Below are 18,346 nucleotides of genomic sequence, written 5' to 3'. Positions count from 1 at the left end.
GAGTACCGTGGTTAAAATTCGTCATTCTGGACAGCGACGAAGGAGCGTGATTCAGAATCTACTAGTCGAGCATGCAATTGTTTACGTTGTTAGCTTCATCCTTGCTATGAGTAGATTCCTGATGCCGCTATGGCTCCTCGGAATGACAGGAAATGATGGTCAAAGATTATAGAGTACCGTGGTTAAAATTCGTCATTCTGGACAGCGACGAAGGAGCGTGATTCAGAATCTACTAGTCGAGCATGCAAGTGTTTAAGTTGTTAGCTTCATCCTTACTGTGAGTAGATTCCTGATGTCGCTATGGCTCCTCGGAATGACGGAAAATGATGGTCAAAGATTATATAGCACCGAGGTTCAAATTCGTCATTCTGGACAGCGACGAAGGAGCGTGATTCAGATTCCCCAAGAAGGAACCTAGGGTATTCCTTTACCCTAGGTCTCAATTTAATACTGGTCTTCAGACCAACCATCACTATCGGACATATCGGGTGCGCCTGGGATGGTGTTTTCTTCATCTGCCCATTCACCAAAATCAATCATTTGGCATTGTTTACTGCAGAAAGGGCGATGAGGACTTTGTTCTCCCCATTCTACGTCGGCGCCACATTGTGGACATTGAACGATGGTAACTTTAGACATAGTTGAGCGTCCCATTACTAATTGGTGTTAAAGGGTAGTATACCTAAACGAATTAAAGATGGCTTATTCAACGCGCTATTGCTGCTACGAAATTTTATCAAATATAAGCGCAATAAAGCGTTGAATTTTAGATTATGGAGGCGAGGCGTAGTGTCGTCTTAGCTGCACACAGCAAGTTCAAATTCAATATCTTGTGTGCACGCTTGACCGTTTTCAAACGACATAAACTTGATCGCAAAGCGGTTTTTATGGCCTGAAATCATAGGATACACGCCATATTCCATTGGGATGTGAAGTCTTAGAATGTTGGCTTCATCAGCGTCACTTTGGAAGAAACCTGCACGACCGATTTGAGCTTTGAAATGTCCGGTCTCTCTAGTGAGCTTTAACCATAACGAAAGCGCATCAGATAAGGGCTTTAAGCTTGCTTGCCACTGTTGTGCATCACGCTTTTTACGTTCAATAGGTAGATGAAGCCAGTAGTGTAATGCTGGCAGATCAAAACAGCATGAACCACCCGGTAGATTAAAGCGTTGACGGATAGAGCTTAGGAAGCGATCTTCTTTTAATGCTTGGCCAAAACGTTCAGCACCCATTAGTTGGCTATGAACGACATCTATCTCTTGTAGTAGGGTATTTAATGCGTCTTGATCGACACCATCAACATTGAGCCAATGGCGGTACGACAGCCGCTGCTTCTCAAGATCTTTAGCCAGTTCACTTTTCAGTTGGATTTGTTCGAAGATCTCAACCATATCGAATAACGCACGGAAAAACAGTTGATACTGATGATTTTCGCTAAACCCAGAGGCCAAGTGAGCCTGACGCAGCAGAGACTCTACTCTTAGATAAATACGAGTTTTCTCATTTAACGGATGTTCAAATTTGTGCGTGGTCATCGACATAAGCCTTTGTGAGTTTCGTTCCTATTTTCGCAGATTTTTCTTACACATGGCTAGGTACTTTTCGTGCAAATCTGTGATTTGAAGCAAAAGATCAGGGTCACTTGGATTATTCTTAACCACATCGTCTGCAAGCGCGAGCCTTTGCTCTCTTGATGCTTGAGAGGCAAGGATGGCGCGAACTTGATCTTCACTCACATTGTCTCGTTTCATCGTGCGAGATATCTGTGTATTCGGTTCTACATCGACGACAAGAACGCGATCACACAAACTATCTAGCTTGTTTTCTACGAGCAACGGCACCACAAGTAACGCATACTCTGAAGTGACTTGCTGCAAATCTTCGATCATCTTTTCACGAATTATCGGGTGCAACAGTGCGTTGAGCCATGCTTTTTCATCTGAATTCGAAAAGATTTTTTCTCTCAGCTTTGCGCGATCTAAAGTTTGGTTTTCACGAACTATATCGTGACCAAAATGTTCAATAATCGCGTTTAGGCCGGGAGTACCTGGCTCGACAACTTCTCTTGCTACAATGTCGGCATCGACGATATCGATTTTAAATTGTTGTTTGAACAGATTCGCGACGGTTGTTTTTCCACTAGCGATACCACCTGTTAAACCAATAACCAAAGCCATTTACACTCCTAGAACTGAAGTAAAGTACCAGTTTAAAATCTGGTCGCCCCAAATTAAGCTTATCCAACCAGCAATTGCTAAGTAAGGACCGAAAGGGAAAGCTTTTTCAATTCCCTGCTTTTGCAAGCGTAGTTGAATGATGCCAAATACGATGCCAACCACAGAAGAAAGTAGAATGATCATCGGCAGTGACTGCCAACCTAGCCAAGCTCCTAGTGCCGCTAGTAGTTTAAAATCACCATACCCCATTCCTTCTTTACCAGTAAGTAACTTAAAGCCCCAGTAAACGGACCAGAGACATAGGTAACCAGCAATAGCACCAATGACAGAATCTTGTAGAGTAACAGGACTTATTTCGACTAATGCTAAGGCAATGCCAGCCCAAGTTAATGGTAATGTTAATTGGTCAGGTAACAACATAGTATCGAGATCGATAAATGTTGCAGCGATTAAGATAAAAGTGAAAAAGAGTAGTGCAACGGTAAAGTAACTAAAACCAAAGTGGTAAGCGACAAAGCCTGAGCAGAATGCAGTGAGCAGTTCAATCAGTGGATAGCGTGTGCTAATGGTTGTCTGACAGTTGTGACATTTGCCTTTTAAAAGCAGCCAGCTAATCACAGGAATGTTGTCGCGAATACGTATCGGTGTTGCGCATTTCTGGCAGGAGGAGCGTGGGACGCTCAAGGTCAGCACTTCTTTAGGAGGTTCTATTTTGTATTCAGGAAATGACTCGGCACATTCGCGTCGCCATTCTAGTTCCATGATTTTAGGTAGTCGATAAATAACCACATTGAGGAAGCTACCCACGATAAGACCGAAGATGGTGGCAAACACAACGAATAGCCAAGGGTAGTACTGGAATACTTCCATATTTGTCTCTTGAGCGATGAGTGAAATCAGCAAGATGCTGTTTTAAAGGAGTTAACAGCTCATTCTAGCCCAATACACTCATTAAGTTAAAGATTGGCAAGTACATTGCTGTCACTAATCCGCCAACAACGATACCTAAAAATACGATAATTAGTGGCTCTAGAATTTTACTAAGGTTGTCGACGGTGTTGTCGACTTCAAACTCGTAGATCGTTGCAACTTTATTGAGCATATCGTCAAGTCGACCAGACTCTTCACCGATCATGACCATTTGTAACACTAATTCAGGGAACACATTACAGTTACGCATGGCAACATACATTGGCATACCTGCGGCGGTATCACGGTAAACTTCTTCTATGGCGAGTTGATAGTGTAAGTTTCCTGAGGTTTTTGATGTGGTTTTTAAACTGGTTAGAATTGGAATACCCGCTGTAAAGCTTGTGGCGAGTGTTCGACTAAATTTGGCGATAGCGGCTTTTGATAATACAGGCCCAAGGACCGGAAATTTAAGCACAGAGCGGTTGAGCATTAAGCGAAAAGAATCTGAACGCTTAGAGAGGATTCTCACCGAAATGAATAAACTAATGGAGCCTAGTGCGATAAACGGACTCCAGTTTTGTGTCCAGGCGGAAAGATCTAATACTTGCCTGGTAAACCACGGTAAGTCAGCACCAAAACCAACAAACATTTTTTCAAACTCGGGAATGACTTTGGTGAGCATGATAAACGACACGCCTAACGCTACTAGAACTACCATGGCTGGGTAGATCAGTGCTTTGATCACTTTCGCACGGAGTTGTTCATTTTTTTCTCGGTAGGTGGCTAAGCGCTCGAACACTTCTGCTAAGTTACCGGATTGCTCACCTGTGGCGATAAGATCGGTATAGAGTGGGTCAAAGTGTTCACTTGCAGTGCGCATGGCTTTTGACATGGGCGTCCCCGCTTCAACGGCGCGTGTCACGCTCATCAAAATGGATTTCATCTCTGCTTTTTTATGATTTTCTGAGACCAATTTTAAAGCCTGAACTAAGGGTACACCGGTTATCAACATCGTCGAAATCTGACGGGTAAACACCGTGATGTCTCTGCCTTTCACGCGATGGCTGAGTTTAGTGAGAAACGAGATACTGCTTTTCTTTAACTTCTTGATCTTGATGTGCTGTGCGTCTAGACGCTCGCGTACTTCAATTTCTGTCATCGCGAGGGTTTGTCCAGACGTCTTTTTGCCAGAACTGTTGATGCCTTTCCAGCGGAAGTTTTTAAGTTGTGGTGTAGTGCTTTTCATGGATGTGACTGCTGATTAAAGGATTAAAAATAAAGTACGCGCTGTAGTTCACTAAAACTTGTGATCCCTTGTTTGAGTTTTTCTATGCCCGACATTTGTAACGTGCTCATACCATTTGCGATGGCGAGTTTTTCTAGTTCATGTACCGACGCGCCTTTAATAAGCGCTTCGGAAAGAAATTCATCAAAGCGCATCACTTCATAAATCCCCGTTCGGCCGGAATAACCATGGGTACACTCATTGCATCCATCGGGATTGGCTTTAAAAATGTTGTCGCTTGCTTGAATTCCGAGATGTTGTAGCTGAACGGTAAGCTCTTGTGATTGTTTGCAGTGCGAGCACAGTTTACGGGCTAAGCGCTGGGCAATAATCAAACTAAGGGATGAGGCCAAGTTAAAGCTTTCTACGCCCATGTTTGATAAACGAATAACCGTTTCAGCCGCAGAATTGGTATGCAAGGTTGAAAGTACTAAGTGACCGGTTTGCGATGCTTTTATGGCGATTTCCGCAGTGTCTAAGTCACGAATCTCACCGACCATGACCACATCCGGGTCTTGACGTAAGAAAGAGCGCAGGGCTTCGGCAAAACCAAAACCAATCTTAGGCTGAACTTGAACTTGGTTAATGCCCGATAAGTTAATTTCTACTGGGTCTTCTGCCGTGGAAATGTTGATTTCTGGTTTATTGAGAATACTCAGCCCAGTGTACAGAGAAACGGTTTTCCCGCTCCCAGTTGGGCCTGTCATCAGAATCATGCCTTGTGGGCGACGCAGCGCATCCAAGTACAATTGTTTTTGTTGTTCGCTATAACCAAGCTTGTCGATATCCAATGACGCAGAGCTGCTGTCGAGCAGTCGTAGTACAATTTTCTCTCCAAATAGAGTAGGCAGCGTGGATACACGCATATCAATTGCGGTGTCTTGATTCAACTTGAGCTTAATACGCCCATCTTGTGGTAAACGTCGCTCTGCAATATCAAGTTTAGAGAGGATTTTGATACGAGCGGATAAGCGGCGACTTAAGTGGCTTGGTGGCTGCTGTGTTTCAATTAAGATGCCATCACAGCGTAGGCGCACGCGGTACATCTTTTCATAAGGTTCAAAGTGGATATCGGATGCGCCTTTGCGCACAGCGTCCAGCAGAATTTGGTTTATGTAACGGCTGACGGGCGACTCGTCTTGGCTCAAGTCTTCAATGTTGTCGATTTCATCTGCGCCCACATCAACCAGATTGGCTAACTCTTCTTGGTTGATCTCTTTTAACCCGGACTTCTCATGACTCAATGAACGACCATACAAGCGTCGAATTGCCGCGCTGAGTTGACTAAAATCCCCCAAGACCAATTCAACCTGTAAACCAGTGGCAAAGCGAAAATCATCTTCTGCTTGTTGGTTGGTGGGGTCGGCAACGGCGAGTAATAACGTTGAAGACGTACGCTGGAGTGGGAGTGCGTTATGCCGTGTGATTAATTCCCTAAGGCCAAGTTGCTGACAAAGCGAAGCATACTCGTACTGAGATAACTCGGGCTGATTTAAACCAAAGAGAGAACTTAAGTGCTCAGCGAGTTCGCTTGACGTGAAGAATCCAGAACTGAGTAAAGCTTCCGGCATCGAAATGCCAGAAGCTTTGACTTGCTCTATTAACGATTCTTCTTGGGAAAACGTCAGTAACCCTTTTTGGCGAAGAGCCGTGGATAGGTTGGTTAACATATTCTATAAATTAGCATCCTTAGAACATGATTTTGGAAGTAGTTTAGCATCTAGGGTGGCTTTACATGTCCATGTACCACCAGCCGCTCTGTTTAGTGCTATTTTTGCATTATTTACGTCAGGGCTATTTCCAGAACCGGCAAAAGTTAACAGGATGTTGCTATTGGCGTCATCAAAAGTTATTGCACCATTGTTTGGCTGAATCACTCCTAAGTCAGTTGTTAGCTGGCCAGCAGTTGTACCATCAGGAAAACTACCATTTGTAACAATGTAATCTTCAACATTAGTTCGTACTGAGGTTATTGTTGCTAGTCCAGCCCCCAACTCTGACTTGGCCACATAGTTTTGGTATTGAGGGATAGCAATCGCTGCTAAAACACCAATAACGGCCACCACAATCATTAATTCAATCAGAGTAAAACCCTGTTGTTCTTTATGTTTACTGTTTTTCATTTTTAACCCTTTCCTAAAAATTAATAATGCTCTTGCATTGGCGAAAGATTATGGAGAGTTAAGGTGGGTTGAAAATGGGGAAGGGATGGGCTCTCGAGTGAGATAAAACTCTTTGGTGAAAAGTTGCATATCGCATGCAGAGTTTTGCGAGTAGTACTATTTTTTAGTGGATAAAAAGAAAGGGCCAATTGGCCCTTTTAAATGATGAGTTACTCACAACTCACTGAGTTAGTTGAAGTAATTGAGATTGTGTTGCTTTTATTATTTGAAGCGCATCGAAAGATCCATCGCTTTTAAATGCTTAGTCAACGCGCCTACCGAAATGTAATCGACACCGGTTTCTGCGTATTCTGCGATGGTCTCTAGCGTAATGTTGCCGGAGTTTTCTAAAGCGGCACGACCTGCGTTAATCGCTACGGCTTCACGCATCATTTCTTTTGTGAAGTTATCGAGCATGATGATGTCGGCACCAGCCTCTATCGCTTGTTTCAACTCTTCTAAGCTTTCCGTTTCTACTTCTACTGGTTTGCCTGGGTTAAGCTCTTTCGCTTTTTGGATGGCTTGAGTGATGCCACCACAAGCAATAATGTGGTTTTCTTTAATGAGGTAAGCGTCGAACACGCCGATGCGATGGTTAAAGCCACCACCACACGTCACGGCGTATTTTAGTGCGCTACGCAGACCAGGAATGGTTTTGCGTGTGTCTAGTAGACGACACTCAGTATGCGCGATTTTTTCAGCGTACTCTGCGGTAACTGTTGCGCAGCCAGACAACGTTTGGATGAAATTCATTGCGTTACGCTCACCAGTTAACAAGTCACGAGCAGGGCCTGTCAGCGTGCAAAGGGTTTGGTTAGGTTCGACTTTATCTCCGTCCTTTACGTGCCATTCAATGCTGACCTTGCCACCGAGCTGTTTAAAAACTTCATCAGCCCATGCTTGACCACAGAACACACCATGCTCACGAGTAATAATCGTTGCGGCATTAACCGCATCGGCAGGGATCAAAGATGCAGTAATGTCGTTATCTGCGTCGACACTGCCACCTAGATCTTCTTTTAAGGTATCAGCGACAGAGCGAGTGATCTCTAAAGGGAGTTGTTGTTTAAGGTATTCTAGGCGTTCTTGAATGTTGTGTGTGTTCTTCATCGCAAATCTTGTCTTGAAAGGGAGATGGCAACGAATGATACTCTCCGGTGTCAATAATTTCAGCAGTTAATTTGCAAAGTAGAGAGGTTGATATGCGCCCAATTATCGAGAATGGCTGGCTGACACAGGCAAAGCATGTTCCGTCACCATTTTTTGATGCCCGCTCTGATATAAACGACATCTCTCTGCTGGTGGTACACAACATCAGTTTGCCTCCTGGGCAGTTTGGTGGACCATATATAGAGGACTTCTTCACTGGCAAGCTAGACCCAAATGAACATCCATTTTTTGAAGTTATTCACAAAATGGGCGTTTCTGCACATTGCTTGATTAAAAGAAACGGCGAGGTTGTTCAATTTGTTTCTTTTCTTGATAGAGCATGGCATGCCGGTCAATCCAGTTTCGCGGGCAGGGAGCGTTGTAATGACTATTCCATTGGTATCGAGCTTGAAGGGACAGAATTTACTGCCTACACAGAAGCGCAATATCAATCACTTGCAGAGATCACTGAGGTGATTATGCAGTCTTATCCTCAAATCACCCCGCCACGAATTACCGGTCATCAATATATTGCGCCCTTGAGAAAAAGCGATCCTGGTCTAAGCTTTGATTGGGTGAAATATAGACTGCTTATACAGCGTTGATTTGTAGCGAAAGTGTAAATTCAAAAAAGCGAAATAAATAAGGCATACGATCAGGTATGCCTTTTTTTGATACCAGAAATATTAATGATTGTTAAAAGTTAACTACATTTTTACGCTCGCATATGCCGTTTTGGTGAATAAATAGACTGATAATTTTGTCATTTTCTGTATTTCTTTTCCAAAACTGCTAGCACGTCGACTTCCCATTTGTATGCTTTATGTAATTGGTCATACCAATTCTATTGCTGTTTTAACAGTCGATTGTTATCAGAGTGTTGGAAGTAAGCTCGTTCTATGATTTAGGTCAATTTTCGGCTGGACAGTGGCGTTTTAATTATGTTAATTTCTGCACCAACTTAAAATTGGTATTACCAATTACCTGCAAGAGTAGAAGAACAATAAATTATGGCTTATCAAAGGATTCGTCAGCCAAAACTCTCTGATGTTATAGAACAAGAGTTAGAAAGGTTGATAGTGGAAGGAACATTGTCTCCGGGGCAACAACTGCCTCCAGAGCGTGAACTGGCAAAACAGTTCGATGTGTCTCGTCCTTCAGTCCGAGAAGCCATTCAACGCTTGGAAGCGAAGCGTTTGTTGACTCGTCGCCAAGGTGGCGGAACATTCGTAAGTGAGAATATCTGGAAGAGCTTTTCAGATCCCTTGTTGAATTTGTTGTCTAGTCATTCTGAAACCCAGCTTGATGTGCTTGAGTCTCGTCATGCAATGGAAGGAATTTCAGCTTACTTTGCAGCTTTACGTGGTACCGAAGAAGATTTTGCGCGTATTCAAGGTTGCCTTGAACGCATTAGCCAAGAGCAAGCAAACAACGATATCGAAGCTGAATCTGCGGAAGTGATGCAATTTTTGATCGCTTTGACAGAAGCCGCGCACAACGTGGTTTTGTTGCACATTGTTCGAAGCTTAGCACCTTTGCTTGAGCAAAATATTCTACAAAATTTTAAATTACTACGTCGCCGCCCAGAAGCGGTCGAGAAAGTCAGTAAACACCGAGCCAATATCGTGGATGCGATTGTTTCTGGTCAGCCTGAAAAGGCGCGAGAAATGTCCCACTCGCACTTGGCTTACATCGAAGAAACATTGTTGGATTTGACTCGAGAAGAGTCTCGACGAGAGCGTTCTCTACGTCGAATTCAGCAGGGTAACGACTCGTAAGAGCGTTACTTAAATAAGTAGATCCAACCAACAGAAGGATAGATCGCCATGTCTGATATGAAGCATGACGTAGATGCACTGGAAACTCAAGAATGGCTACAAGCGCTTGAGTCAGTTGTACGTGAAGAAGGTCTAGAGCGTGCTCAATTCCTATTAGAGCAAGTTCTAGATAAAGCACGTCTAGACGGTGTTGATATGCCAACAGGTATCACAACTAACTACATCAACACGATTCCTGCAGACCAAGAACCAGCATACCCAGGTGACACAACACTTGAGCGTCGTATTCGCTCAATTATTCGTTGGAACGCTATCATGATCGTTCTACGTGCATCTAAGAAAGACCTAGAGCTAGGCGGCCACATGGCGTCTTTCCAGTCTTCTGCTGCGTTCTACGAGACATGTTTCAACCACTTCTTCCGTGCGCCAAACGAGAAGGATGGTGGCGACCTAGTTTACTACCAAGGTCACATTTCACCAGGTATCTACTCACGTGCATTCGTTGAAGGTCGTCTAACTGAAGAGCAGCTAGACAACTTCCGTCAAGAAGTAGACGGAAAAGGTATTCCTTCATACCCGCACCCTAAACTGATGCCTGAATTCTGGCAGTTCCCGACAGTATCGATGGGCCTAGGTCCAATCGCTTCTATCTACCAAGCTCGTTTCCTTAAGTACCTAGAAGGCCGTGGTCTTAAAGATACTTCAGAGCAGCGCGTTTACGCGTTCCTAGGTGACGGTGAGATGGATGAGCCAGAATCACGTGGTGCTATCTCTTTCGCTGCGCGTGAGAAACTAGACAACCTATGTTTCCTAATCAACTGTAACCTACAGCGTCTAGATGGTCCTGTAATGGGTAACGGTAAGATCATTCAAGAACTTGAAGGTCTGTTCAAAGGTGCTGGTTGGAACGTAGTGAAGGTAATCTGGGGTAACAACTGGGATTCACTACTAGCTAAAGATACGACAGGTAAGCTTCTACAGCTTATGAATGAAACGATCGACGGCGACTACCAAACATTCAAATCAAAAGATGGCGCGTACGTACGTGAGCACTTCTTTGGTAAGTACCCAGAGACAGCTGCACTTGTTGCTGACATGACTGATGACGAAATCTTCGCACTTAAGCGTGGTGGTCACGAGTCTTCTAAGCTATACGCGGCATACAAAAACGCGGCAGAAACTAAAGGTCGTCCAACAGTAATCCTAGCTAAGACTGTTAAAGGTTACGGCATGGGTGAAGCGGCTGAAGGTAAGAACATCGCGCACCAAGTTAAGAAGATGGACATGACTCACGTACTACACCTACGTGACCGTCTAGGTCTTCAAGACATCCTAACTGACGAAGCAGTGAAAGAACTTCCGTACCTGAAACTTGAAGAAGGTTCAAAAGAGTACGAATACCTACACGCTCGTCGTAAAGCGCTACACGGCTACACGCCACAGCGTCTACCAAAATTCACTCAAGAATTCATCGTTCCTGAGCTAGAAGAATTCAAGCCACTACTAGAAGAACAGAAGCGTGATATCTCTTCTACTATGGCATTCGTACGTGCGCTAAACGTTCTTCTTAAGAACAAGAACATTGGTAAGAACATCGTTCCTATCATTGCTGACGAAGCACGTACATTCGGTATGGAAGGTCTGTTCCGTCAAATCGGTATCTACAACCCGCACGGCCAAACTTACACACCAGAAGACCGTGGCGTTGTTTCTTACTACAAAGAAGCGACTTCAGGTCAGGTTCTACAAGAAGGTATCAACGAGCTAGGTGCTATGTCTTCATGGGTTGCTGCTGCGACTTCATACTCGACAAACGACCTACCAATGATCCCGTTCTACATCTACTACTCAATGTTCGGCTTCCAACGTGTTGGCGACATGGCGTGGATGGCTGGTGACCAACAAGCACGTGGTTTCCTACTAGGTGCAACTGCGGGTCGTACAACGTTGAACGGTGAAGGTCTACAGCACGAAGACGGCCACTCGCACATTTTGGCGGGTACGGTTCCTAACTGTATTTCTTACGACCCAACATTCGCGTACGAAGTAGCAGTAATCATGCAAGACGGTATCCGTCGTATGTACGGTCCAGAACAAGAAAACGTGTTCTACTACCTAACGCTAATGAACGAAAACTACGCAATGCCAGCAATGCCAGAAGGCGCTGAAGAAGGCATCCGTAAAGGTATCTACAAGCTAGAAACTTACACGGGCGACAAAGCGAAAGTTCAGCTAATGAGCTCTGGTACTATCATGAATGAAGTACGTAAAGCAGCTCAAATCCTAAGCGAAGATTACGGTGTTGCTTCTGATGTTTACTCTGTAACGTCATTCAACGAACTAACTCGCGATGGCCAAGATGCAGAGCGTTTCAACATGCTTCACCCAGAAGCGGAAGCGAAAGTACCTTACATCCAAACAGTAATGGGTACTGAACCTGCTATCGCAGCAACTGACTACATGAAGAACTACGCAGAGCAGGTTCGTGCATACATTCCTGCTGAGTCTTTCAAAGTTCTTGGTACTGATGGCTTCGGTCGTTCAGACAGCCGTGAAAACCTACGTCGTCACTTCGAAGTGAACGCAGGTTACGTAGTAGTAGCAGCGCTAACTGAACTAGCGAAACGTGGCGAAGTTGAGAAATCTGTAGTTGCAGAAGCAATTAAGAAATTCGACATCGACACAGAGAAAACAAACCCGCTATACGCTTAATTAAGAAGGTAGATAAGAAATGGCAATCGAAATTAATGTACCAGACATCGGTGCGGATGAGGTTGAAGTTACTGAGATTCTTGTAAGCGTTGGCGACAAGGTTGAAGAAGAGCAATCTCTGATCACAGTTGAAGGCGATAAAGCTTCTATGGAAGTTCCTGCTTCTCAAGCGGGTATCGTTAAAGAAATCAAAGTTGCAGAAGGCGACAAGGTTTCTACTGGTTCTCTAATCATGATTTTCGAAGCCGAGGGTGCAGCTGACGCTGCACCTGCTCCTGCGGCAGAAGCAGCTCCAGCAGCAGCTCCAGCTCCAGCAGCAGCGGCAGAACTAAAAGAAGTTCACGTACCAGACATCGGTGGTGATGAAGTAGAAGTTACCGAAATCATGGTTGCCGTTGGCGACAGCATCGAAGAAGAGCAATCTCTTCTAACTGTTGAAGGCGACAAAGCTTCTATGGAAGTTCCAGCGCCATTCGCAGGTACTCTAAAAGAGATCAAAGTTGCAGCAGGCGATAAAGTATCGACTGGCTCACTTATCATGGTGTTCGAAACAGCAGGTTCAGGAGCTCCAGCAGCACCAGCGGCAGCTGAAGCTCCTGCGGCAGCAGCTCCAGCAGCGTCTGCGGCAAAAGAAGTTAACGTACCAGATATCGGCGGCGACGAAGTTGAAGTTACTGAGATCATGGTTGCGGTTGGCGACACAGTGGAAGAAGAGCAATCTCTAATCACTGTTGAAGGTGACAAAGCTTCTATGGAAGTTCCTGCACCATTCGCTGGCACAGTTAAAGAAATCAAGATTGCAGCTGGCGACAAAGTGTCTACTGGCTCACTAATCATGGTATTCGAAGTGGCGGGTGCAGCACCTGCTCCTGCAGCAGCTCCAGCTCAAGCGGCAGCACCTGCAGCTCCAGCTCCTAAAGCAGAAGCTCCAGCGGCAGCAGCTCCAGCAGCGACTGGCGATTTCAAAGAAAACGATGAGTACGCTCACGCGTCTCCAGTTGTTCGTCGTCTAGCGCGTGAATTTGGCGTTAATCTTTCTAAGGTTAAAGGTTCTGGTCGTAAGAGCCGTATCCTAAAAGAAGACGTTCAAGCTTACGTGAAAGATGCACTTAAGCGTCTTGAGTCTGGCGCAGGTGCAGCAGCATCTGGCAAAGGCGACGGCGCGGCTCTTGGTCTACTACCATGGCCAAAAGTGGACTTCAGCAAGTTTGGTGAGACAGAAGTTCAACCGCTATCTCGCATTAAGAAGATCTCTGGCGCAAACCTACACCGTAACTGGGTAATGATCCCGCACGTTACACAGTGGGATAACGCAGACATCACGGCTCTTGAAGCATTCCGTAAAGAGCAAAACGCGATTGAAGCGAAGAAAGACACTGGCATGAAGATCACACCACTTGTGTTCATCATGAAAGCGGTAGCTAAAGCGCTTGAAGCGTTCCCAGCGTTCAACTCTTCTCTATCAGAAGACGGTGAGAGCCTAATTCTGAAGAAATACGTGAATGTTGGTATCGCGGTAGATACACCAAACGGTCTAGTTGTTCCTGTATTTAAAGACGTGAACAAGAAAGGCATCTACGAGCTATCTGAAGAGCTAATGGCGGTTTCTAAGAAAGCACGTGCTGGTAAGCTAACTGCGGCTGACATGCAAGGTGGCTGTTTCACTATCTCTAGCCTAGGCGGTATCGGCGGTACAGCGTTTACTCCAATCGTAAACGCACCAGAAGTTGGTATCCTAGGTGTGTCTAAGTCAGAAATGAAACCGGTATGGAACGGTAAAGAGTTCGAACCGCGTCTACAACTTCCACTGTCTCTATCATACGACCACCGTGTGATCGATGGTGCTGAAGGTGCGCGCTTCATCACTTACCTAAACTCATGTCTATCTGACATTCGTCGTCTAGTTCTGTAATAGAAATTAGATGAATGAGAGGCGGCAACTTAGCCGCCTCTGCTAATCATAATTACCGACAATTTGGTTATCAGCCTTGCTTCGTTCAGGGTTTTCACAATCGAATTGTTGTCTAGCTCACAGGCTAAATTGATTTACTTTTCACACCATTAACATCTCTGTAAACTGTTAGCGGTCTGAAAATAACTGTTTAAAACAAATCTCTCTTAAACATAAAAAATCGATACCCACTCAGCCTGTTAGGGATAATGACTACAAGAGGTCAAAATGAGCAAAGAAATTAAAGCCCAAGTTGTTGTACTTGGTTCTGGTCCTGCTGGTTACTCCGCTGCATTCCGTTGTGCGGACTTAGGTCTTGAAACTGTACTAGTTGAACGTTACAGCACGCTTGGCGGTGTATGTCTGAACGTGGGTTGTATCCCATCTAAAGCACTGCTTCACGTTTCTAAAGTAATTGAAGAAGCGAAAGCGATGGCTGACCACGGCGTTGTGTTCGGTGAGCCTCAAACAGACATCAGCAAAATCCGCATCTGGAAAGAAAAAGTTGTTAACCAACTAACTGGCGGCCTAAGCGGTATGGCTAAGATGCGTAACGTAACAGTAGTTAACGGTTACGGTAAGTTCACTGGCCCTAACTCTATCCTTGTAGAAGGCGAAGGTGAGCCAACAGTTGTTAACTTTGACAACGCAATCGTTGCGGCTGGTTCTCGTCCAATCAAACTGCCATTTATCCCGCATGAAGACCCACGTATTTGGGACTCTACTGACGCTCTAGAACTAAAAGAAGTGCCAGAAAAACTGCTTATCATGGGCGGTGGTATCATCGGTCTAGAAATGGGTACGGTTTACCACTCTCTAGGTTCTAAAGTTGAAGTTGTTGAAATGTTTGACCAGGTAATTCCTGCAGCAGACAAAGATATCGTGAAAGTATTTACTAAGCGTATCAAAGACAAGTTCAAGCTAATGCTAGAAACGAAAGTAACAGCAGTTGAAGCAAAAGAAGACGGTATCTACGTTTCAATGGAAGGCAAGAAAGCGCCAGCTGAAGCTGAGCGTTACGATGCGGTTCTAGTTGCTATCGGTCGTGTACCAAATGGTAAGCTAATCGACGGTGAAAAAGCGGGTCTAGAAATTGACGAGCGCGGCTTCATCAACGTTGATAAGCAAATGCGTACTAACGTTCCTCACATCTTCGCGATCGGTGATATCGTTGGTCAACCAATGCTTGCTCACAAAGGTGTGCATGAAGGTCACGTAGCTGCTGAAGTTATCTCTGGTAAGAAGCACTACTTTGACCCTAAAGTTATCCCTTCAATTGCGTACACTGAGCCAGAAGTGGCTTGGGTTGGTAAGACTGAAAAAGAAGCGAAAGAAGAAGGCATCAAGTACGAAGTAGCAACATTCCCATGGGCAGCATCAGGTCGTGCAATCGCATCTGACTGTGCAGACGGTATGACTAAGCTAATCTTCGACAAAGAAACTCACCGCGTAATCGGTGGTGCTATCGTTGGTACTAACGGTGGTGAACTACTTGGTGAAATCGGCCTTGCAATTGAGATGGGCTGTGATGCAGAAGATATCGCTCTGACTATCCACGCTCACCCAACTCTACACGAGTCTGTAGGTCTAGCTGCTGAAGTATTTGAAGGTTCAATCACTGACCTGCCAAACAAAAAAGCAGTTAAGAAGAAGTAAGCTTTTTCTGACTGAATGATAGAAGCCGCTGCATTGCAGCGGTTTTTTTATGCTTGTTACATAGGAATATAAATGTGTGCTTAGCTGACAGCAGACAATAAAAAGCCCACCAAACGGTGGGCTGACATATATTACTAGTTAAGCTTTAGTGTTCACGGTTGTAAATGCAAAGCATATCTAAGTATGAATTCACTAGATGTTTCAGTTCCGCTTCACCTTTAGCGCGGTTCGCTTGGACAAACAGTGAGTAACAAATACCGTGGAACAGGTTTGCCAAGTGTTCTGAATCGTGCTGGTCACACACCTCACCGCGTTCAATTGCTTTAATGAACATGTTTTGTACCAGCAACTGGTTAGTACGGTTAGTTGAAACAAACAATGGCCATACTTCATCACGTGTTGAAGCACTCCACTCGAACCATACTTTTAGCCAGTGACAGTCTTGGCTGACAAGCTCGATCATCGCATTAGTAATATTGGCGATGTTTTCACGTGCATGTAAGTCTAGGTCTATGTTATCCGATAGGAAGTTTGAGAACTGACGTACGACGTGATTGAGAACTTCATCCACCAAGTCTTCGCGTGTAGGGAAGTAGTTAAAAACAGTCGCTACAGAAACTTGAGCAATTTCTGCGATATCTGCGTGACCACCACGACCGATGCCGCGGCGCGCAAATACTTCCAATGCGATTTCCATTAACTGTTGCTTACGCTTAATTGGAGAAAGCCTAGTTCTAGGTCTCTTTGCAATTGAGTCCATATCCATTTTCCTTGCCATTTGAGTTGATATTGGGGGTAACCCCCTAATTGATTATTTTAATAGTTGCTTAAAGCAGTGATGAGTGTAATGGTGCATATGCACAAGGTCAACATCTGTAGAACAATTTATATACAGTAATGTCATTATTATTGATAAATTTAGCTATGAACTTTATAAAACTAAGACCTTCTTCCAAGATTTTTTGGCAACAGGATGCGACTTTCAACCCAATGAACGTGGTGATACACTACACGCCGTAAGATTAGGTGATCGTTTGCGTGCGACTTACCTCAACCCACAAATTTAGATTGAGCACAGTATGAAACATACAATAGAAGTCATGATTTCTGAGCAAGAAGTTCAGGAGCGAGTTCGTGAATTAGGCAAACAAATTACAGAGCGTTATCAAGGTAGTGAAGATCTTGTGTTGGTAGGCTTATTGCGAGGCTCATTTGTATTTATGGCAGACTTGGCACGTGCTATCGAACTGACTCACCAAGTTGATTTTATGACTGCGTCAAGCTACGGCAATACGATGGAAAGCTCACGTGACGTTCGTATCTTGAAAGATTTGGATGATGACATCAAAGGTAAAGATATTCTGCTTGTTGAAGACATCATTGACACTGGTAACACACTAAATAAAATCCGTGAGATTCTTTCGCTACGTGAGCCGAAGTCTATCGCGATTTGTACGCTCCTAGATAAACCATCTCGTCGTGAAGTGAATGTTCCTGTGGATTGGATTGGTTTCGAAATCCCAGATGAGTTTGTCGTTGGGGTGGGTATTGATTACGCGCAGAAATACCGCCACTTACCATACATCGGTAAAGTTGTACCTCAAGAATAATCATTGAGAGCAGCATTAAAAATATAAAAAAAACGCCCATCTAAGATGGGCGTTTTTTGTTCAACTTTTAGATATGACTTAGCGACAAAGCAGCTTGTTATCTGTATTTAGAATCGTCGAAAGAGCTTTCTGGTAAGACGCTTCTACGGTTTCCTTAGAGTTAGAACGAATGCCTAAGTACTCTAAGCGACCATCTTCAATTCCGTATACCACACCATGAATTTCAACATCTTGCCCACGCTCCCAAGCGTTTTGCAGGATGGTTGAGTTACCCAAGTTGTACACTTGCTCTGCAACATTAAGCTCGCCTAGTTTATCCGCTCGATCTTGTTGCGGCATTTGATCTAGGTAAGTGCGGTGTTTGAAATAGATATCTCTGATATGTAACAGCCAATTATTAATAAGACCTAGCTTAGGGTTATCAATGGCTGCGTTTACGCCACCACATCCATAGTGTCCACAGACAATGATGTGTTTAACCTTAAGAACGTCTACAGCGTACTGGACGACCGATAGACAGTTGAGATCAGTATGGATAACTTGGTTTGCAACATTCCGATGAACAAAGAGTTCACCTGAGTATAGCCCGGTTAGTCGCTCGGCAGGAACGCGGCTATCAGAGCAGCCAATCCAAAGAAAATCAGGCTTTTGCCCCTCAGCGAGTTTTGCGAAGTATTCAGGTCGATCAGATTTGATCTCTTGAGACCATTTCGAATTGTTTTCAAATAACTGTTTTATTTCCGGCATTTTGCAAACTACTTCCCTTAAAAGACAAAATCGCTGCCGCTGTTTGTGTGCACATGCAAGCGATCAGTGTTGTAACTATACACAATGTTACAATTTCGATCTCGTTAAATATTCGTCAGATAGGACTCATCTGACTAGTTTTCATTAAGAAAAAAGTAAAATCTGGTGAAACTATTTGTGGTGTGAATTTAGCCTTAATCTATT

At 44.3% G+C, this 18,346-nt stretch carries 16 protein-coding genes; 6 read left to right on the top strand and 10 right to left on the bottom strand.

The genetic code is table 11. The annotated features are described in order from the left end of the window. Positions 1-444: 444 nt before the first annotated feature. From yacG to nadC, 8 genes are all read right to left on the bottom strand, one after another. Positions 445-639 (bottom strand): DNA gyrase inhibitor YacG, encoded by a 195-nt coding sequence (yacG, locus tag R7Q38_RS12810; RefSeq protein ID WP_017635922.1) that lies wholly within the window; start codon positions 637-639, stop codon positions 445-447. A 158-nt stretch (positions 640-797) separates the two neighbouring features. Beyond that, the gene (gene zapD / locus R7Q38_RS12805) at positions 798-1,538 is read right to left on the bottom strand and encodes a cell division protein ZapD (protein ID WP_005373086.1); all 741 of its coding nucleotides are present in this window, start codon (positions 1,536-1,538) and stop codon (positions 798-800) included. Between the two features lie 27 nt (positions 1,539-1,565). Beyond that, positions 1,566-2,180 carry a dephospho-CoA kinase gene (gene coaE / locus R7Q38_RS12800; protein ID WP_137282357.1) on the bottom strand — a complete coding sequence of 205 codons (615 nt, stop codon included), beginning with the start codon at positions 2,178-2,180 and terminating at the stop codon, positions 1,566-1,568. Beyond that, a complete protein-coding gene (locus tag R7Q38_RS12795; RefSeq protein WP_137282356.1) occupies positions 2,181-3,050 on the bottom strand; it encodes a prepilin peptidase in 870 nt (289 codons plus the stop codon). Positions 3,051-3,114: 64 nt separating this feature from the next. Beyond that, a complete protein-coding gene (locus R7Q38_RS12790) occupies positions 3,115-4,338 on the bottom strand; it encodes a type II secretion system F family protein (RefSeq protein WP_239938376.1) in 1,224 nt (407 codons plus the stop codon). Between the two features lie 23 nt (positions 4,339-4,361). Beyond that, the gene (pilB, locus tag R7Q38_RS12785) at positions 4,362-6,047 is read right to left on the bottom strand and encodes a type IV-A pilus assembly ATPase PilB (RefSeq protein WP_136976641.1); all 1,686 of its coding nucleotides are present in this window, start codon (positions 6,045-6,047) and stop codon (positions 4,362-4,364) included. Positions 6,048-6,050: 3 nt separating this feature from the next. Beyond that, entirely contained in the window at positions 6,051-6,500 is a 450-nt protein-coding gene (locus tag R7Q38_RS12780; RefSeq protein ID WP_054574816.1) for a pilin, read from the bottom strand. Between the two features lie 261 nt (positions 6,501-6,761). Next, positions 6,762-7,649: a carboxylating nicotinate-nucleotide diphosphorylase gene (gene nadC, locus R7Q38_RS12775; protein WP_005386616.1), complete on the bottom strand. Its 888-nt coding sequence runs from the start codon at positions 7,647-7,649 to the stop codon at positions 6,762-6,764. Positions 7,650-7,741: 92 nt separating this feature from the next. Here nadC and ampD point away from each other — a divergent pair, with 92 nt between their 5' ends. From ampD to lpdA, 5 genes are all read left to right on the top strand, one after another. Next, a complete protein-coding gene (ampD, locus tag R7Q38_RS12770) occupies positions 7,742-8,293 on the top strand; it encodes a 1,6-anhydro-N-acetylmuramyl-L-alanine amidase AmpD (RefSeq protein WP_042521337.1) in 552 nt (183 codons plus the stop codon). A gap of 405 nt (positions 8,294-8,698) precedes the next feature. Continuing rightward, positions 8,699-9,466: a pyruvate dehydrogenase complex transcriptional repressor PdhR gene (pdhR, locus tag R7Q38_RS12765; RefSeq protein WP_005379989.1), complete on the top strand. Its 768-nt coding sequence runs from the start codon at positions 8,699-8,701 to the stop codon at positions 9,464-9,466. A gap of 48 nt (positions 9,467-9,514) precedes the next feature. After that, positions 9,515-12,178: a pyruvate dehydrogenase (acetyl-transferring), homodimeric type gene (gene aceE / locus R7Q38_RS12760; protein WP_005386612.1), complete on the top strand. Its 2,664-nt coding sequence runs from the start codon at positions 9,515-9,517 to the stop codon at positions 12,176-12,178. A 19-nt stretch (positions 12,179-12,197) separates the two neighbouring features. Beyond that, the gene (aceF, locus tag R7Q38_RS12755; RefSeq protein ID WP_005396678.1) at positions 12,198-14,090 is read left to right on the top strand and encodes a pyruvate dehydrogenase complex dihydrolipoyllysine-residue acetyltransferase; all 1,893 of its coding nucleotides are present in this window, start codon (positions 12,198-12,200) and stop codon (positions 14,088-14,090) included. A 267-nt stretch (positions 14,091-14,357) separates the two neighbouring features. Then, on the top strand, positions 14,358-15,785 hold the full coding sequence (lpdA, locus tag R7Q38_RS12750) for a dihydrolipoyl dehydrogenase (RefSeq protein WP_005379993.1): 1,428 nt from the start codon (positions 14,358-14,360) through the stop codon (positions 15,783-15,785). A 145-nt stretch (positions 15,786-15,930) separates the two neighbouring features. Here lpdA and opaR read toward each other — a convergent pair whose 3' ends face one another. Continuing rightward, positions 15,931-16,545: a transcriptional regulator OpaR gene (gene opaR / locus R7Q38_RS12745; protein ID WP_005379994.1), complete on the bottom strand. Its 615-nt coding sequence runs from the start codon at positions 16,543-16,545 to the stop codon at positions 15,931-15,933. 319 nt (positions 16,546-16,864) lie between these two features. On the opposite strand from opaR, the gene hpt reads away from it, so the two are divergent. Continuing rightward, entirely contained in the window at positions 16,865-17,395 is a 531-nt protein-coding gene (hpt, locus tag R7Q38_RS12740) for a hypoxanthine phosphoribosyltransferase (RefSeq protein ID WP_005379995.1), read from the top strand. A gap of 78 nt (positions 17,396-17,473) precedes the next feature. Here the strand turns inward: hpt and can are convergent, their stop codons facing one another. Next, complete coding sequence (gene can, locus R7Q38_RS12735; protein WP_005379996.1) at positions 17,474-18,142, bottom strand: carbonate dehydratase; 669 nt, start codon at positions 18,140-18,142, stop codon at positions 17,474-17,476. Between the last annotated feature and the right edge of the window lie 204 nt (positions 18,143-18,346).

Source organism: Vibrio sp. Vb0598, from assembly GCF_033338935.1.
Taxonomy (GTDB): domain Bacteria; phylum Pseudomonadota; class Gammaproteobacteria; order Enterobacterales; family Vibrionaceae; genus Vibrio; species Vibrio alginolyticus.
Note: the sequence above shows the minus strand (reverse complement) of the source record. Positions and strands in the feature narration are given on the sequence as shown.

Excerpts from the sequence above, each read along its gene's own strand:
- yacG (WP_017635922.1), bottom strand. The coding sequence starts at position 639 with ATGTCTAAAGTTACCATCGTTCAATGTCCACAATGTGGCGCCGACGTA.
- zapD (WP_005373086.1), bottom strand. The coding sequence starts at position 1,538 with ATGACCACGCACAAATTTGAACATCCGTTAAATGAGAAAACTCGTATT.
- coaE (WP_137282357.1), bottom strand. The coding sequence starts at position 2,180 with ATGGCTTTGGTTATTGGTTTAACAGGTGGTATCGCTAGTGGAAAAACA.
- R7Q38_RS12795 (WP_137282356.1), bottom strand. The coding sequence starts at position 3,050 with ATGGAAGTATTCCAGTACTACCCTTGGCTATTCGTTGTGTTTGCCACC.
- R7Q38_RS12790 (WP_239938376.1), bottom strand. The coding sequence starts at position 4,338 with ATGAAAAGCACTACACCACAACTTAAAAACTTCCGCTGGAAAGGCATC.
- pilB (WP_136976641.1), bottom strand. The coding sequence starts at position 6,047 with ATGTTAACCAACCTATCCACGGCTCTTCGCCAAAAAGGGTTACTGACG.
- R7Q38_RS12780 (WP_054574816.1), bottom strand. The coding sequence starts at position 6,500 with ATGAAAAACAGTAAACATAAAGAACAACAGGGTTTTACTCTGATTGAA.
- nadC (WP_005386616.1), bottom strand. The coding sequence starts at position 7,649 with ATGAAGAACACACACAACATTCAAGAACGCCTAGAATACCTTAAACAA.
- ampD (WP_042521337.1), top strand. The coding sequence starts at position 7,742 with ATGCGCCCAATTATCGAGAATGGCTGGCTGACACAGGCAAAGCATGTT.
- pdhR (WP_005379989.1), top strand. The coding sequence starts at position 8,699 with ATGGCTTATCAAAGGATTCGTCAGCCAAAACTCTCTGATGTTATAGAA.
- aceE (WP_005386612.1), top strand. The coding sequence starts at position 9,515 with ATGTCTGATATGAAGCATGACGTAGATGCACTGGAAACTCAAGAATGG.
- aceF (WP_005396678.1), top strand. The coding sequence starts at position 12,198 with ATGGCAATCGAAATTAATGTACCAGACATCGGTGCGGATGAGGTTGAA.
- lpdA (WP_005379993.1), top strand. The coding sequence starts at position 14,358 with ATGAGCAAAGAAATTAAAGCCCAAGTTGTTGTACTTGGTTCTGGTCCT.
- opaR (WP_005379994.1), bottom strand. The coding sequence starts at position 16,545 with ATGGACTCAATTGCAAAGAGACCTAGAACTAGGCTTTCTCCAATTAAG.
- hpt (WP_005379995.1), top strand. The coding sequence starts at position 16,865 with ATGAAACATACAATAGAAGTCATGATTTCTGAGCAAGAAGTTCAGGAG.
- can (WP_005379996.1), bottom strand. The coding sequence starts at position 18,142 with ATGCCGGAAATAAAACAGTTATTTGAAAACAATTCGAAATGGTCTCAA.